Origin of the sequence: Pseudomonas sp. A-B-19, assembly GCF_019947515.1 — a bacterium.
Taxonomy (GTDB): domain Bacteria; phylum Pseudomonadota; class Gammaproteobacteria; order Pseudomonadales; family Pseudomonadaceae; genus Aquipseudomonas.
In genome coordinates this window covers 25,605-41,977 of the sequence record NZ_JAGYGN010000036.1, presented here as the reverse complement: position 1 = coordinate 41,977, position 16,373 = coordinate 25,605, and the positions used below count along the sequence as shown (strand labels likewise).

The window sequence follows — 16,373 nt, the reverse complement described above, 5'->3', positions numbered from 1 at the left end:
CCGGCATCCTGGTGTGTCTGGTTCAGAGGCCTAGGATTCTAGCCTCCACAAGTATTTCACCCTTTCTTCCTAAAGTTTTTCTGCACAACGTCCGTTGTTATTTTTAAGAACAACGTATTGGAGAAATTTGTGGGCAAAACTGAAGTGCAACCAGAAGCATTTTTTTCGGAACGCGAATTTATCTGCTGGCGTGGACGTGAATATGAGGAGCTGTATTCGTGCCAGGTATCCAGAGAGGGGGATCACTATGTCAGTCTAAATTTAGACATCATGCCGATTAGGTTCGCCAACGCCGTCGCACAAGATATCGCACGCTGTCTCTACGATGCTGTCCTCGTCACAGTTGGAAATTTGGCAGGTTTTGTACCGACGCCTGCGGCATGCGACAGCAAGCTTACGAGGACATTTCGAAAAAGAGCGTCTGGTGAGTGGGACTACGCAGCCGAGGGGAGATTCAACTGTCACGAAGAAGAAGATGACGTCTATGTCGTTGAGCCTTGGTCAGGCGAGCACGAAAGGGCTGAAATGGTGACCGTCTACACAATTGAAGATGGAGGAGTAGAACTTGTATTCGACTTCATGGGCTATTCCTTCGGCATGCTCGACGCCGTTTGGCTTGCCAACGCTTTGATGGAGGCAATGGGGAATGAACCGCTGGATGCCTTGGAGACGGCGAGCATGAATAGCAGACCTATGGCAGGCTTCTATCCAGCTGAATTCCGAATGGAGCTATAAGCCACTCTGAGTAATCAGCTGGTTTTTTCGTGATGTCATGCTTTTCGTAGAGGCTTTGTCGGTACGTGCTCTGCGAGCGAAACTTTAAGCCCGAATCAGATACGGCGGAGGAGCTCCTCGAGCTGGCAATGCTCCGCAGGAGTCAGTAGCTCAATAGGATCGGATGCATCTCTTGAGCTGAATTCGTACTTTCGGCCGTCGGGGCTGTAACAGCTATCGCAGTAGTCTAACGCCCCACAGTCGTTGTAGAGCGTTATCACCCAGTCGCCGACGTTAACGGTCATCAGCCCGCAGTAGATCTCATCCCAGCTGGCGTTTGTAATTCTGCGCATGGAGCTTGAAAACGTGGGGGCATCACGCAGCACTACGTAGACCTCCCGAGCTGTGAGCATTTTTTTATCTGACACGGCGTTCCTCTCGGCCTGCGGATCTGAAACACAACAGCCTACTTCACCTTGCTCAGAAATCACTTTTTCCTTTCTTGTGTGACGAGATGCCGAAGCTCTAACCGCGCCGCTATAACTTTGTCCTGAATCTCTATGGGGTCAATGGACATGCCTCCATCTGCGGTGACGGAGAGGGTCTTCTGGTTGTTAACAGCCTTGATGAAGGCTTTTTCTCTGTTTTTTTCCCGCTCCGAACGATCATCCGTAAACCATGCCATAGCGTTACTCCTTCCTCTCTGTCCCAACTTCACATTGCGTAGCTTACGGTGTATCGATTTGCGCAATCGGGGCTCGTATGGCTAGCCCTGCAAACGAACCCCCAGCATCGACATAGCAAACAGGGGAGCATTGGCGGTTGAGTGACGTCCGGCGCCAACCGGGGGGGTAGAGTAGAAAACCTCCAGGTCTCTCGTGCCTAGGCGTCAATCAGTGCGCGATTGATTACCGGAAATCCTTTTACTCTCAATGGAGGGAGCTTGCTGGGCCGCCCGCAAAGCGATTCCGCCGAACGACACGCTAGCATCCACATAGCGCAATGCGGACTTCATATCCTTCCAGCCCACATAGTTCATCAGCCCCTTGATGTCCCACCCGTTGGCGGACGCCCAGGTTGCAAAGCCGCGCCGCATCGAGTGGCTGCTATACAGCTCCGCTGGCAATCCTGCCTCTTTGAAAATGCGGCGGAGCACGGGGATCAGACTATGCGGCTGCATGGCTTTGCCTGACAGATTGCCCCAGCGATCAATCCGCTGGAACACCGGGCCTTTCGCGACCCCGGCAACTGTTATCCAGTTGATGTAGGCCTCCACGGGGCAGAGCATGGCGAGCGCCGGCGTTTGGAACGTCGTTCCTTCATGCTGACGGTCACCCTTTGTGTAGGGCAGGAAGAAGGTAATGCCTTCACCGCTTATGGCTTGGGTGTCCTCCACCGTTAGCCTGGCTAACTCGTCGCCTCGAAAGCCGCGCCAGAACCCGATCAAAATGATCGCCACCGAGCGACGGTGACGTACCAGCGATTTGTAATCTCCGCGTTCAAGGGCGACTGCAGCTTCCCTTTCAAGCCATGTGACCGCTTGCTCCAGGTGCTTCAGCAGTAGCGGGGCGGCCTGTTTAACCTTTGCAGGGTGCACGACCCTGATGCCTTTGATCATTTGGCGAACGTCAGGCGTCTTGGTCGGATCAGGGAAACCCTGAGTTATGTGCCATTGCGCAAGAGCTGCCAGACGCTGCTTCAGCGTATTGATGGAGAGCTTGTCGGCGTACTCCGCCAGATAGCGAACGACGCCCACGCCGGTCGTGGGCAGGTATCCGCCCCAAGTCACCTCGAAGTGCTCGATCGCCGCCCGGTAGCTTTTCCGGGTGTTCTCCCTGGTGCCGGCGCTGAGGTACCGATCTGCCTTTTCCATCGTACTTTGCCTTCAAAATCGGAACGTTTGCGCCTGCATACGCATCTAGGAGGATTTCCGGGCGCCACAATGAGTCAAGAAGCCATAAAGCACTATTATGGGCTTCTAGAAAATCAAGATCAAACAGCGTAAACTTTCAATTCAGTGTTATGTATTTACATGACATGTAATACAGTACTAAATCGTAGGAGACCCCATGGCCCGAGGCGGAATCAATAAAGCTGTTGTGCAAGAAGCACGTCAGGCGCTGCTGGCCAGGGGAGTCAACCCCAGCATCGATGCAGTGCGCGTAGAGCTCGGAAATACGGGCTCCAAGACAACAATTTCTCGGTACCTGAAAGAGCTTGAGCCCTCCAGTCCAGAGCCCGTGGCATCACGTGAACGTATGGGCGAAACGCTCAACGGCATGCTGCAAACGCTGCTGGATCAGCTTATGGAGGAGGGCCAGGAAGTAATCTCCCAGGCGACCGCAGCTTTTGACCTGCAGCGGGCCGCGCTGGAAAACCAGATCATCGAGCTCAGATCGGAGCTGGCTACCGCACAACGTAATTCGGCCACCCAACAGGTCGCGATAGAGACGCAGAACGCTGAACTTGCGACCACCCAGTCCTCACTTCAGGCTGAGCTGACCCGTAACGCGGGCCTCAGTCAGCGCTGCACCGACCTTGAGTCGCTGGTTGCTGAAAAGGACAAACACATCCAATCGCTGGAGGAAAAGCACGTCCAGGCCCGTGGAGCGCTCGAGCACTATCGAGAGGCAGCGAAGGAACAGCGAGATCAGGATCAACGCAAGCACGAGTCTCAACTGCATGAGATGCAAGTTGAACAGCGCAAGCTGCGGGAGACCATCGCGGTGAAACAGGACGATTTGACGCGACTGAATCGTGACAATGAACGCCTGCTCGGTGAAGCCAGGCAGCAAACCAAAGCCCTGCACACTCAGGAGGCCTTGGTTCAGTCTCTCAACACCCAAATTCAGGCGCTACGCCACGGTGACGCCAAGTCCGCTGGGGTGGCTGAGCACCTTATGGAGCAGATCTCAACTCTGCGCGAAGAGGTCAAGGCATTCCACCAGGCCGCCGTTGTAGCCGATCTGCGCGAGCAAGAAACCGCAGTGCTGTTGGCGACTCTACAGAAAGAGAATGAGCAACTGCGGCAGGCTAGGGTTGATGAGCCAGGCCTGGAGGAGGGTAGCAATGCCTCTTCAGGAGTAGAGGATAAGCAAATCGCCGGGCACGCCAAACCTTCGAAATGACCGAGGAGATGAAGCATGGATCAGATCACAGGAAATCCACGTAGCCATGATGAAGGCACCTCAGGTTGGAAATTCGCTCATCAGCGTCTATCCCAAATGCTCGCGGAAAAGGTTGAGTCATTCGGCCCTCTAGCTCCGATTATGAAGCTGGATGCTGCCGGCACTAGATATCAATGGCCGCCCGCCTCATCGTCAGATAGAAAGGCCGTAAGAGCCTCAGAGAACATGCCCCTCTTATCGGTTTGAAAGGCGTCCTGGACACCGACCTTCGCCTTCTGTGGGTTGTGCAAGCAGAACGACAGCGGGCCCACTAGCACCTTTCAATGACCTCTAATCCACACTCCGATATGGTATCGACGTACTCCCGAGCAAGTGAGCGCGTGTTCAGTCTGAGATTGAGGGCGGGTCAATGGCTTGCATCGGAGCGTTCACCCTAGGGAGTGAGGGTTTCGCGCCTCACTCCTTGAGCGCTACGGAGAGTGATTCACTCCACTGCCCGTCAGCGGGTCACCTCCCCCTTGAGAGCCACTCCCTCAGGCACCAAAGCAGGTCGCTGCATGTCCTCTCACCTCGATCAGTCCAGAACCTCCTTCAGAACCAACGCAGCCCCTTTGGCTAGTCCACCTATCGATACCTGACCCTTGGGCGTCCATGGAAGGTTTTCGGTGGGATTGATGTAGATACGCAGCTCAGTTTCGTATCCCTCTTCCAACCCCGAAATGATCACCAAATAGAACTTGGTTTTGCTCTCTTCTGCACGGCGGAACTCGGTCTCAGTGAGCGTGATTTCCGCGGGAGCCCCGCGGGCGAACGACTTCATCTCAATGAATGTGGCCTTATCCAGAGCGCCGTCGGCGCCGATCCCTCGGTAGGCCTGTAGGTCAACCAGAACAGCATCATCCCGCCGCAGCGAAGCTTCGAGGTAAGCCCAAGCCTTGAGCTGCAATTCTGCGGAAGAGTACTGCTTGTATGCGCTTTCTGGCACCGAGGTCGAAGATGACCGTTTAGGCGTGAGCGGCTGATTTATAAGCGGGCCAGTCTTGCGCGGCTGCGGCCCCTTAAAAGTCAGATCGCATCCGTCAACGACATCAACAGTAAATTGGAACTCGGGAGGCAGCGCCTTCAGCTTGCGTGTCTGGATGGGGCGCTCAGGATTGTCTGTGGCAGCCGTCACCCCAGCATCCCGCTTGATTACTCGCTTGCGATTATTTCCACCCAAACGTTCCTGTTCGGCGATCAACGCATCAAGACTGGTTTCCACAGTTTCAGTAGCGAGACTGATGTCAGGGATGTACTCGCAGTCTTCGCTGGTAGCCCAGGCGGACACCCACGCTAGCGCGATTTCTCGCGTACACGTGCCATCGCCCAGACCCGCAATGGCGATGCCGCCATACTCGCTTCTGCCAATAAATTTCTCGTCATCGAAATGCACAGCAAGAGCGGGCAGATCGGAGTAGGCGTGAAGCTGCATTGGAATTTGCCGCAAGCCTCTGGGTGCTGCGTTGACGATCAGCTGTCCCGGCAGATGCAGATTTACGCTGGCGTTGTCGAACCGAGTCCATGGCTCCATTGCCTTGTACGAGCGTTCATCATCTCTCGCAAGGTCAGCCTTGAGCATGCGAAGTGCGGTGTGAAAACGAAAGTGCAGCTCGTCGGTAGTCGCGTTCGTTCTCACAGGAGCGGCTGCAGCGAATGGAAGCCTCTCCAGACCTGCGGCGTTAACGAATCGGGGAATGGTGTCAACCGCGCAGGGTGGCACCCACAAGGCGATCTTGTCGGACTTGAGATTTGAGTAGTGCGAATAATACAGTGGGCGCTTTGTCGTCCAGGTATCGCCTGAGCGCAAAGGCAGGAGGCTCAGGCTTCGTCGATCCGCGGCAGTCGCCTTGTCCAGATGCCTATCCATGTGCCTATAGATGTCGAGCAACAATGCATCGTGCTCACGCTCATACGCTGTTTTAGCCAGGCATTCCAGCTCTCTGATACAGCTTTTCAAGTCAGGCTGAGTGATGCCCAGCGCGTTCCACAAAGGGGTGAGGCTGCGGTCATACAGAACGAAAGGTTGCCTGCCGTGAAAGATGTCTTTGCCGGCAAAGACAGCTCGCATACTGAACCATTCCTTGCTGCCTTTGGAAGTCGTAATGCACGGGGCAATGAGCCCTTTGTACGATCGCGCAATGCCGAATTTTCCACGCAGACTCAAGGCCTGCATGTCGCCGATCATCGTTTCAGGAGCAACGGCGGAGGTGCTCTGGGGGCAATGGCCAGCCAGAGCCTTGTATAACCTCATTAGACTGAGATCGTCAGATGACGACGTTTGCCGAGCACGCTCTAGGGCCGCCACTAGCTGTGAAACGGGCGGATTAACGCGCATCCCCAGCGCGCGAGCAAATTCGCTGTTGGCGTCTGCTTCTGTCAAGCCGCTGGCGAAATCCGTGTGATGGTCGTACATCGCGAGCGTGACCTTCGTCTCGACAATGAGGCTGGTAGGCTTACAAGGTGTACCTGCGTAGTTCGGATACCACGCATTGTCAATTAACCTCGCGAGCCACGTGGTGGGTACCGGTGAGCTATCGCTTCTGCCGCTTTCTCGGTAGGCGAAGGTTCTGCTGTAGGGTTCGAAGGAGGCCCAGTCGCTATCTATACAACGGAACACCTCTATCGCTCTCTCAACCGCTGAGGGGCCGGAAGCTCCCAAGGTCGTACGAGATTTTCGACCCTTGCGCGATACCGGCAGGGGCGGGCTCTGTCGAATGTTACGGATGACGGCATCAAGATCGGGCGAGACGAAATCTCGTCGTAACCCTCCGCGTGCTCGGCCCAGGTAGCGACGAGCTGCAAACTGAGAGGGGAGTACAATGTGCGCGGAGTCGGTGTTGGCCTCAACAAGGCGAGGTGAAATCTCAGCGCCAAGCAATGATAGAAAACGCTTCACGCCTCGCTTCCGACTTGTTGTAGCAACCTCATTTTGAGTTGTTCGTTGGTCTGCTCTGCTGGTTTTAAAAACCTCGGCGTAGTTCGCCGATGCCCAAAGCAGCTCCGGCGTATTGCCCGCGGCTTTCGACCAGGCGTCTTGCGAGTCGGCGATGGATGCCGGCAAGTACACGTTGGTGGGCGAGGCAAGCACCTTCGTCGTAGTTGTTCGACCATCATCGAGCACGACATAGCTAAACGCGTCAATTAGCAGGGCTGCTCCAACCTCATGGCCCAAGTCGGTATTCTTTGTGTCGACGTGCTCAAACAGGTCACGCAGATCCAGAAGATCTTGTTTGTCTGCTGCAATGGGGCCTTCTGCGAAGCGCCTGGCGAAGGCTTCAAGGACATCCAGCGCGGCTACCTCTGCCTTGTAGTTGGCGCTCTCTGATAGCCATTCTACAAGTGGTGCATAAGGCGTAGAGAGCAGAAGAGGGTGGACAACATGCGTCAGCTGATGGCGAGCGGCAAGGTCAATCGAGGGGGGCTGGCCTGTTAGCCAGGAATCGGCTTCGTAGTCACATCTAGCCTGTGTTCGCTGGCCGCTTGCAAGCGGCACCCATTTGGTGTCGAGCAGCGGATAGTCATCATCCAGATCGAGACACCTCATGGCCATGTCCAAGAACCATGCTGGAGGCTTTCGCTCGAATCCGTCCTGGTCACAGTGTTCGAACACATCCCCGAGCTCTAACGCATGTGAGACGGACAGTGCTTCCAAAACCACCCGCCAACGCCCGTTATCATCTCGCATCCACTCGGGCAACATTGGCCACCCGCTCACCGCGAGGTGGTCGGCTTCCGTAAGCATCCCGTCGATCGACACATCGCAGTACGAAATCTGGCTCAAAGCGTAGCGACCATCGATCAGGGTCGAGCAAGCTTTGAAGGCATCTATCGCTTTGGCCCATTGTTCACTGAACAATTTGTTGAGCCATTCGGAACTGCTGTCTGTCTTGGCCCCAATAGGGACTGCTAACCAAGCAAGCGTATTGCGTTGCTGCGCCAAGTGGATGGCCAGCTCACCGAGAAACTGCCCTGACGCTTCCGTCAGCCACTGATTCCAACCGCCATGGATCATGTCCTCTCGGGAAGTAGACGGGTCGAACTGAGCGTCCAGGGAGAATGCAGCATTGGTGTGAATCTTGGTGGGCAGCGCTACATGGAGCCGTCCTCGAGCATTACCCTCTGCCGGCATCGCAATACCGATTGGGGTGTAATCGCCTGTCGCTTTTGCAGCGCGTGCTTTCCCGGTTGGAACCTTTACTTCACAAACGAAGCGCTCCCAAAGGGCGTTGTCCACCAAGAAGGTCGAGTGGGTGACACGGCTCTGGTGCTTGGCTAACGCCAGGTTAAAGTGGCAAGCGGGTAGCGTCTGCTGGATCGCCAAATGCTTTAGTGAAACGCGCTCGTCCAAGTCGAGTAAGGTAATGGCGCGTACGTTGTCCAGGAAGATCAGGTCGCTGGGTGCCCATTCATCAAACCAGGCTTCCAGGGAATCAAGGTCATAGTCCGGATAGAGATCGACGCTGATCATTGTCTGGTTGGCGTGGGGGTCGTAGAAATCGTCAATAGGCATGGCTTCTTCCACCATTGCCACATGGTCATCGCGTGAGCCGAAATGGAAGGGCGCGCTGTGGACTGTAAGATTTTCGCCCAGCTGGGTGAGGGTCTTTAGGCCGATGCCAAACCGTCCCTTCAACTCCGCTGATTTCTGCTTGGTGGAATAGAATGGATAGATCATCGGCAGCACGTGGGGCAACTCAACAGGCAATCCGTTGTGAACGATGACCAACTGTTTGTTGCCCTGGACGGTCTGCACAGCAAACTGCACGGAGGTGGCGTTCAGATCATCAGCGTTCTGGATAACCTCACGAAGCCCTTGGTAAGGGTCGGTGTTCAACCGTTTGGCGCCCTGACTTCCCCCCTTGAGGAGCGTGCTCAGGATCTCGGGCTGCTCACGCTGAAGTTTGACAAACTCGGTGAGCGCCGCGTTTGCATACGCTTTGCTACGCAGCGTTGGCTCGTTAAACGTGGAGGCTGAATTGAAGCAGGCTGTAGCGTGTAAGCGTCCGAGTTGCTCGTCCATGATGAACTACCCCCATGCAGGCATTTTGAGATCGGCCGATCATAGACGGGCTGTGGGTCGAGTTCCATTCCTGCTACAGGCCATGCAGCTTCCGAAGGATGAAAGTCTGTCCAGTCGTGCCGATAAAATCCTTCTAGGACACGGACACGCGCATCGATGCCCAGTACTACTGAAAACGGACTTTCTAAGGTTCGGGGATATCGGTGTCGCGGATGAGCCCGCAGCCAATCCGGTGAGACTCTTGCGGTAGCTCGGCAAGCTGCTGCAAGTCGATCTGGCATTCACTCAAGGGGGCTCTCTCATCGAGTCGCTCAAGGCATCCAGGCGCTGCAAAATCTCCAAGGCGGTTGATCGCTGAGCTGCACTTCGGAGAGCTGCCACAGTGCCTGTCTTCGATTACGCTCTCGTAGCCAATTTTCGTTCACGCCATCTTGCGCGGAGTACAAATGTGCCCTCATTACTCAAAGCCTTTAGCCTACCATTCACCGAATGGCTTAGCCGTGCTTGAACGTGTGAATCTAGGCGGCGTAATCCATGCGTAGCTCAGGTGGCAATCGAGGCAAATTACGAGCAGCCTTCTCCAGCTCATCGGGCTGTGAAAGCGGCTAGTGACCCAAGTCACCAAGGGCATTCTGCCGCGCTCGCATCTACCCATCTGTGCTTCAAGCAGATCAGCTATCTCGCCGATGGTCTCCAGGCTCTTATCTAGCTCGTCGATTAGGCTCATGCTGCTCCCTCTCCATTCAAGTCTTCGTGCCCGCTAGTATTGCTCAAGTGTCTCAAGATTCCGGGGCAGGTTCGGAGAAAGCATCATCCCACGGGTGGCTCAAGTGGTCACGGCGGTTCCTGACCGCGCGCACGATCTTTTTGAGCGCACGCATTCCCAAGCTGGCTGCATCGACAGAGCAACCTGCGACGAAGATCCGGGATCGTGGTTGGCGAGAGCAGGGCCGGCAATCCCGGTGCTATCATCGACATCTGGAGGTTTCGACCATGCTAATGGACAAGCCCCTGCCTAATCGCCAATCGCAGTATGACGGGCATACGAATGAAGCCCTCAATGTTTTCCAAGGCAGATCTATGGCTATTGAATTAAGTGAAGAAGAAATGCGAAAGGCACTCTTCGGATCCAGTGTGGATCCGGTGACGACCAAGGCAGCAGCACCATCAGTTGATACAGCACCGATCCAAGCAACTCCAAGCCCAGCAACCCGCCCCAAGAAAATTACTGGCTACCATACGTCCAAGCTTCGTGTGACCTTACATGTATCTAAGGTGTATGACGGTGAGGTCAACGTCTTTGTTCACGACTCGAGCAGCCTGAGCAAGCTGGTAGCCGAGCAGGAGGCAAAGGCCGCGGCGAAGAAGCAAAAATACAAATACTTGGAATTGGTATCTGTTGTGTCAACTTCGAAGTAGCCCAACGATCAACAAAGGGGGAGGCGATTTTCGCCCAGTGGCTCGCGCTAGGTCGCCAGAAAAAACAATTGACTGAGTTCGCCCGCACCGCACGGGGAGACCAAGACGGCCAACCAGAATACGGTAATAAGCTTGCGCAGCTTTTAAGTGGTTTTTTGCAGGTAACCTGCCAGTCAGGCTCCGCGCCCTGACCAGCGTTGTGGTATGAACAGTGACCGTGCGGGCTTCGTCTATGCTGGCTCCGTAGAAAGCTCGCGAATTCCGAGCAGCGCAGTCGCTTCTGATGTATCGGCCTCCAAGTAGTTCGGTACTAAACCGGAAAACTCTGGAGCGCCATCAAGTACAAAGCCGTCCCCGAACATTATTGGGGGGCGCTTAGGAAGCCTATTGAGCGTCAGCGCCAAGGTTTTCTGCTCCATGAGCCATTGATTATTTTCGATCAATGCAGGGATAGCGGCTCGAAAGTATTCTGGGCCTTGGATGGCATTTATCTGAGCCACAAAATGCATGTGGCTGCGCTCGAAAAATTCCGCTCGGCGTTTTTTCCAAAAGGGCACCAGGTCAAAGATTAGGTCATCACTGTAAGCAAGCGCCTCAGAGTGCGAACGTCTGCCTAGTTCCGCCACAGCATTGTGAATCAGAGCAGCTTCGGGATTGATTGCCGACATCGCGCGCATTTGATCAGCGGCAGAAACTCCCCAGCCGTATTGGCGACCTTTCAGGCCATCTTCCACCCGCCGACAGCTCTCTTTAAGCATCTGTTGCGGCATGTTGAGTAGCAGAGTGCAAAGCCCCGCAGCGAGCGTTATTCCATGTGTACCCTCTCGTTGGCGCGCGGCGATCGAGATCGCATGAATGATGGCATGGTATTCAGGCAGAGTTGGATCTTGGAGAAACTGAATGGTCGCTGCTTCAGCGTTGCCACGCGCATCTCGTGGCATGCCTTCTTGATGGAACAGGGGCATGACATCCCTCTGCTCCTGGTAGTAGGCGCAGGTTTCGAGCATGCTGCCCAAGTAAACCGGCGACTTGAACAGAATACGATTACTCGCGCGCGCGCTGTTGCCAGAGAAGCAAAGCGAGATATGTTCAATCGGCTCGTGGAAACTCGGTTTGCTTATGGAAAAATCGACCTGCCAAGGGTAACGAGCCGCACCGTCGTCCTGCTCATACCGCTCGATGAAATGACTGAGCGTTATGTCCTGCTTGAGCGGCTTGATTGCGGCGCTCGAGGCGCTTGGGTCTGCCATCAGCCGAAAGACCTCCTGAAGCGTCTTCAGGCCTCTGATCGAGCAGTTCATATCTACCCAATGACGCAACTCATGCGCCAACGGGGCTAGAACCTTGTGGGCGCCATCGACCAGCAACAACCCAGCGTTCCACTCTGGGTTGTAAACCGCATTCGCAAGGTTCAGGAGATCAGGCTGTTCGGCTCGTTTCAGCACGATGGTTTGCGTGAAATGATCGTAATACGCAAGGCTGCTTTTTTTGAGGTTGATGCCAGGCATTTGACGAGTCCTTAGGCCAATGCGGGAGGAGGGGCACGAATGTTAAACCGAAAGCTGCTAGTTCGAGTTATCAATGTTGCTGCGTCGAGCATTCACTCCTTCAGGCTTTCCTAAGCCGATGAAGCATGGCATCGAGGGCAACAGCGAATGGATGGTGGCTAGGTATGTAGGGATGTTGGTGGACTACCCACTGGGAATGGCTCATACGGTACTGAGTAAACTAACGAGCTGTGCATGTTCCCAGGCACTTAGAAGCTCCACTGGGTCGGTACCGTATCGTTGAAAAGAATCGTAGATATAGGCCCGGCCATCTGGGCTATAGCAGCTGTCGCAATAGTTGAGCGTGTCGCAATCGTTGTAAAGCGTGGTCACCCTCCCATTCACCTCTAGGTTCTCAGTCCGCAGTAAATTTCAGTCCAAGATTGGCTGCCGAGTCGGCGCATGGTGCGCAGGCCCAAAGCGATGTCACGCAATACCTGGCAAGCCTCACGGGCCGTAAGGGGGTTAAGGGACAAAACGGGGGCGCCTGTGCAAATCGGTCTCGAACTCATGGGATATGAAACCTTGCATGGGAGGCATGCCGCGCTGCCGTCAATGATGGCCTCGTTACGAACCGTCATGACTGCAAGCTGCTCGTTGAGGAACTTGCCCGGACAGCGTTCGGTTTGCGCTGACTATCGGACGTTATTCTCTAGGTTGGGCATGTTCAAGCGATATAGCGTCTCACGTCTTGGAGCGGGAGTGCGGCCCCAGCCTTTATTGTTCATTATTTTTAGGGGGAGAGCGCTAAGTTAGATTTCAAAGGCAGTAAGTAACTTTCCGCTACCAATGCACTGGTGAGGCTTCGTTTAGTAGTGGTCGACGTTGACGGAACGCCGAGTAGCAACCGCACCAGGTCAAAAGCCAGAAACGGTGGCTACTAGCTTTGAGGCACTGTCGACTACTCAGTCACCGTTAATTGGCTTCTACCTGGCCACGGACTTTCTGAGGCTGTAACGCCATCAGGAGTTGGCGCGAGTGACCATATACGCGCTTCGATCCCGTCGTTTTGCAGCTTACGCATGAAGTAACGGGCTTGAAGGGCATCATGGGTTGCAATTACAACCTGAAAGCCATGATCGACTATGTAATCACGAAGCACATCGAAGACTGACGCTGCATGCACAAGGTCATGATGCTGGGTTGGGTCATCCAGAAGCAGGCCGCGCCAAGAAGACCACTGATGATCCAGCGCCATTGACAGCAGGAAGGTCAGCTGCAAATCCGTCAGTTGAGCTTCACTGGCTATCGCTGGCACCGGAACCAGTTCACCATGGAGCGGCACCGACACTTCAGCACGCTCCTTTCGATAGAGGCTGCGGAAATCAAGGTTTGTCCCGGTAAACCGCGGTTCTCTGACCACTCGCTTCAAGAGCGCCTGCCACCGGGGTACGACGGCTAGGACATGTTTTTGGACGTTAGCGATTTCGGTTGATAGGTGCTGATTGAGAGTGTCCATCGCATCAGAAAGAAGTGATAGACGCCTCTGATCCCATTGTTCTTTCTCCACCCGCTGACGAAGATTAGCGGTGAACTCATCTTCCGAGAGCTCGCCGCGCCGACGATCTAACAGACCTTGAGCCAAGCGCGCCTGTTCCAATTTGCTCCAGGCACCGATCTCGATTTGGATAGTTTGAAGTGTTTCTGAGTGTCGAGTTAGCTCGCTGACGGATGACTGCAACTGAGCCTCATAGCTGCTCGCAACCTCTGCAAGGGGATCGCCAGCGAACGACAGCTGGCGCCAAGAAGCTCGGACAGTAGCGAGGCGAGCCTGGGCGTCGGACAGCTGGGTTTCCAGCTCAGATACTCTATTTGTCAACTCAGCCAGCTGAGTCTGCTGGCGATCCAGAACGGATTGCTCGGCCGCCACTCTGGCGTTCAGGTCAGTGATCTGTTTGGTATTTTGGTTTTGCGCCAGTGACAGCTCCTCTAGGGTTTTTACTGGCGGGACGTCTGCTGTGATTGCGGCCAACGCCGCGGTCGCTTGCTCGAGCCTACTGCTGGCCTCTGATCGGCCTACTCGGGCTGCGTCCAATGCACGGACGGCGGAATCGTAGGCGTTTTTTGTCTGATCAACGACTTCCAGGGCGGGGGCGAGCGCAAGATTGCTCTGCTTAATGTCGAGTTGAAGCTTGGCTGAAGCATTTGCATCTTCGCGAAGTCGAATCGACTCTTTCGCAAGAGGTACTGTATCTGCGCCGAGCAGAGCGTTGTTCTTAAGATCGTCGACGTCCGTCAGCATACCCGCCCGCCGGTGTTCCAACTCGACAATTGTGCTTTTGCAGGCTCTCAGCTCTGCTTCGGCGCTCTCTACCGCCTCTGTGCATTCACGCAACGCATCGGTGGACTTCTTGAGGCGTCGCTCAGCCTCGACGACATTTGGGTCTATCGCCTCCAAAGCTTTGGCGACACGCTCATGAAGGATTACTGCGCCGTGTTCTTCGCCACAGAGGGGACAATCACCGCGATCGGCAGGCAAATGGGTTGCGATGGTTGCAACGGCTTGCCGGATTGAATCAGCGGCCGAAGTCAAAGCCTGGTGCTGGCTCTTCGCAGTGAGTTCTTCAGCTTCCGCGGCCACCCTCGACGTAACCGCGATACGAAGCTTTTCTTGAAGGATACTCTCTCGTGCCTCCTCAGCACTGATGGCACCCGTAACCGCTGCAACGTCCTGAAGAGTCTGTTCCCAACGTACAAGGAGTTCCCGAGCGGTTAGGAGGTCAGCATCTATCAACAGCAACGCGTTTCGTTGCTTGTTAATAAGCTCATGCTGGACGCCGAGTTGCTGATTGCCTTCATTTTCGGTACGCAAGGTGGATGCCAGAGTCTCAGCGCTGGCCAGAATCTTGTCAGCGGTCTCCAGTACCTGCTTGCGCTGATCGACCGCTTCCTTGGCCTGGCTCTCGTTCACGTGCCGGTTGAGCTGCTGAGAAATAGCATCACGCTCACCTTGCGCAGTGACCAATTCTTGTTGAAATTGCTCATGACTGGTAGCGACTAGGATGCGATCTTGTTTCTTCTCTGCAAGCTGCTGCTTAGCAGCGATCAGATCGTTACCAAGCTGCTCTGAACGTGCCTGTTCAGAAACGAATCGACCGATGAGCCCGTCGACCTCAGCGAGCGCTGTGATCTGATCTCGAAGGCGGTTAAGTTTGGCTTGTACCAATTGCTCAAGTGCGTCGTGCACCGTTTCCAAGCCGTCTTGGCCCAGTGGCGGCACGAGTAGGCCAGCGGGCAACTGCTCGAAGCTCTTCGCCTGGCGTGCGATATCCGAAATGGATTCTGCGATGTTTTCTTTGCTACGAAGCGCGCCTTGAGACTGAGAGGCTGCAAGATCCCGCTCAAGCGTAAGGCTTTGCCATTCACTAAATTCTGCTTCGAGTGCCTCGAGTGAGCTCTTGGCTTGTTTCAGTTGCTCAGTGAGCGCGCGGCGAATGCCGCCGAGAGCAGAACTAACCTGGGTGCCATCCTTGCCAATTGGCAACCGGGCTAACTGCGAGCCTGCAATTTTTGGGTCTGCTTTTACCAGCCATTCCCCTTCACGCTGATCCAGCAGGTGCGTAAGCCTCAGCAGAAACGGAATGTCTTCAGGGTTTGTGTCTGGAAAGAGAGGGCTTAGGTCGCCCGTTCTTTCAACGTCACCAATGTTGCTGACCTGAGCAGAGGCTTGCACCTCACCGAAATCCAGGCTCACTCGAGCCATGGTTTGAGTGTCTCGAATTATTGGGGAAAGATTGTCGCCGAGTCGGGAGATCTTGCCAGTGAGACCGAACTCTATGGCTTCGAAGATTGCCGTCTTTCCGGTGCCATTGGGCGCGAGGAGAATGGTTGCACCGCGGCTAAGCTCAATCGTGGTATCGGCGCCGAACCTGCGGATGTTGGAAAGCGTAATGGACTTCAGCTGTTTCATTGGGAGTCCTCTACACCAAACGCTTCAACCTTCAGGGCTTCTGCGATATCACCGCCTGATTTTCCAGATAACAATAATTCTCGCCATGTTTCGAGGTGTGGCACCACCCAGGAATGCGACAGCCCCAGTGAGCCCAGGGACGCTAGCAGTGGATCACTGATGTTGTCTGAGCTACCGGCGGGCGAAAGGGTCGCCAAGAAACTACGGTCTAGAAAGGAACCTACATCTTCCTGCTCTCTGACCACTACCTTTCTGCAGAAGCGATCATCCGTTTCTAGACGAGCTGCGTCCTCTGATGCGATACCTTCGATAAGCATGAACATATAAAGGTCGGCTGTTTGGGGCTCCGCAAGCATGTCACGGACATCCGCTGCCCACCGAAACGCATCTAGAATTTTTGCCTGATCGTAAGTAAAAGCTGCAATCAACACGGTTCGCCAGCCCGCACCTTCCTGACTGATCCGCTTGAGCTGCACCGTAGTAGAGTCGATCGCAATCGACGGCAACTCCAGTTCAAACGTATCGGACAAGGAAACTTCATAGCGACCTTCGGCCCGCGTCGAGATGGCTGCAACCATCTCCGGTATTGTTAGCAT

At 54.8% G+C, this 16,373-nt stretch carries 9 protein-coding genes and 1 pseudogene; 3 read left to right on the top strand and 7 right to left on the bottom strand.

Annotation, left to right across the window (positions count from 1 at the left end; translation table 11 throughout):
* Nucleotides 1–129 precede the first annotated feature (129 nt).
* Entirely contained in the window at nucleotides 130–735 is a 606-nt protein-coding gene (locus KGA81_RS27155) for a hypothetical protein (RefSeq protein WP_223550229.1), read from the top strand.
* Nucleotides 736–1,201: 466 nt separating this feature from the next.
* Here the strand turns inward: KGA81_RS27155 and KGA81_RS27150 are convergent, their stop codons facing one another.
* Both KGA81_RS27150 and KGA81_RS27145 read right to left on the bottom strand, forming a co-directional pair.
* Entirely contained in the window at nucleotides 1,202–1,399 is a 198-nt protein-coding gene (locus KGA81_RS27150; RefSeq protein ID WP_223550227.1) for a hypothetical protein, read from the bottom strand.
* Nucleotides 1,400–1,603: 204 nt separating this feature from the next.
* Complete coding sequence (locus KGA81_RS27145) at nucleotides 1,604–2,587, bottom strand: tyrosine-type recombinase/integrase (protein WP_223550224.1); 984 nt, start codon at nucleotides 2,585–2,587, stop codon at nucleotides 1,604–1,606.
* Nucleotides 2,588–2,783: 196 nt separating this feature from the next.
* Here KGA81_RS27145 and KGA81_RS27140 point away from each other — a divergent pair, with 196 nt between their 5' ends.
* Nucleotides 2,784–3,842 carry a DNA-binding protein gene (locus KGA81_RS27140; RefSeq protein WP_223550222.1) on the top strand — a complete coding sequence of 353 codons (1,059 nt, stop codon included), beginning with the start codon at nucleotides 2,784–2,786 and terminating at the stop codon, nucleotides 3,840–3,842.
* Nucleotides 3,843–4,416: 574 nt separating this feature from the next.
* Here the strand turns inward: KGA81_RS27140 and KGA81_RS27135 are convergent.
* Nucleotides 4,417–8,901 carry a sacsin N-terminal ATP-binding-like domain-containing protein gene (locus tag KGA81_RS27135; protein ID WP_223550220.1) on the bottom strand — a complete coding sequence of 1,495 codons (4,485 nt, stop codon included), beginning with the start codon at nucleotides 8,899–8,901 and terminating at the stop codon, nucleotides 4,417–4,419.
* A gap of 993 nt (nucleotides 8,902–9,894) precedes the next feature.
* Between KGA81_RS27135 and KGA81_RS27130 the strand changes: the two genes are divergently transcribed.
* Nucleotides 9,895–10,320 (top strand): hypothetical protein, encoded by a 426-nt coding sequence (locus KGA81_RS27130; protein WP_223550217.1) that lies wholly within the window; start codon nucleotides 9,895–9,897, stop codon nucleotides 10,318–10,320.
* A gap of 230 nt (nucleotides 10,321–10,550) precedes the next feature.
* Here KGA81_RS27130 and KGA81_RS27125 read toward each other — a convergent pair whose 3' ends face one another.
* From KGA81_RS27125 to KGA81_RS27110, 4 genes and pseudogenes are all read right to left on the bottom strand, one after another.
* Nucleotides 10,551–11,828 carry a hypothetical protein gene (locus KGA81_RS27125; protein WP_223550215.1) on the bottom strand — a complete coding sequence of 426 codons (1,278 nt, stop codon included), beginning with the start codon at nucleotides 11,826–11,828 and terminating at the stop codon, nucleotides 10,551–10,553.
* Between the two features lie 201 nt (nucleotides 11,829–12,029).
* Nucleotides 12,030–12,343, bottom strand: a pseudogene (locus KGA81_RS27120) (hypothetical protein).
* Nucleotides 12,344–12,768: 425 nt separating this feature from the next.
* Entirely contained in the window at nucleotides 12,769–15,777 is a 3,009-nt protein-coding gene (locus tag KGA81_RS27115; RefSeq protein ID WP_223550213.1) for an AAA family ATPase, read from the bottom strand.
* The gene (locus tag KGA81_RS27110; RefSeq protein ID WP_223550211.1) at nucleotides 15,774–16,373 is read right to left on the bottom strand and encodes an ABC-three component system middle component 1; all 600 of its coding nucleotides are present in this window, start codon (nucleotides 16,371–16,373) and stop codon (nucleotides 15,774–15,776) included. The genes KGA81_RS27115 and KGA81_RS27110 overlap by 4 nt, the downstream gene beginning before the upstream one ends.

Excerpts from the sequence above, each read along its gene's own strand:
- KGA81_RS27150 (WP_223550227.1), bottom strand. The coding sequence starts at position 1,399 with ATGGCATGGTTTACGGATGATCGTTCGGAGCGGGAAAAAAACAGAGAA.
- KGA81_RS27145 (WP_223550224.1), bottom strand. The coding sequence starts at position 2,587 with ATGGAAAAGGCAGATCGGTACCTCAGCGCCGGCACCAGGGAGAACACC.
- KGA81_RS27140 (WP_223550222.1), top strand. The coding sequence starts at position 2,784 with ATGGCCCGAGGCGGAATCAATAAAGCTGTTGTGCAAGAAGCACGTCAG.
- KGA81_RS27135 (WP_223550220.1), bottom strand. The coding sequence starts at position 8,901 with ATGGACGAGCAACTCGGACGCTTACACGCTACAGCCTGCTTCAATTCA.
- KGA81_RS27130 (WP_223550217.1), top strand. The coding sequence starts at position 9,895 with ATGCTAATGGACAAGCCCCTGCCTAATCGCCAATCGCAGTATGACGGG.
- KGA81_RS27125 (WP_223550215.1), bottom strand. The coding sequence starts at position 11,828 with ATGCCTGGCATCAACCTCAAAAAAAGCAGCCTTGCGTATTACGATCAT.
- KGA81_RS27115 (WP_223550213.1), bottom strand. The coding sequence starts at position 15,777 with ATGAAACAGCTGAAGTCCATTACGCTTTCCAACATCCGCAGGTTCGGC.
- KGA81_RS27110 (WP_223550211.1), bottom strand. The coding sequence starts at position 16,373 with ATGCTAACAATACCGGAGATGGTTGCAGCCATCTCGACGCGGGCCGAA.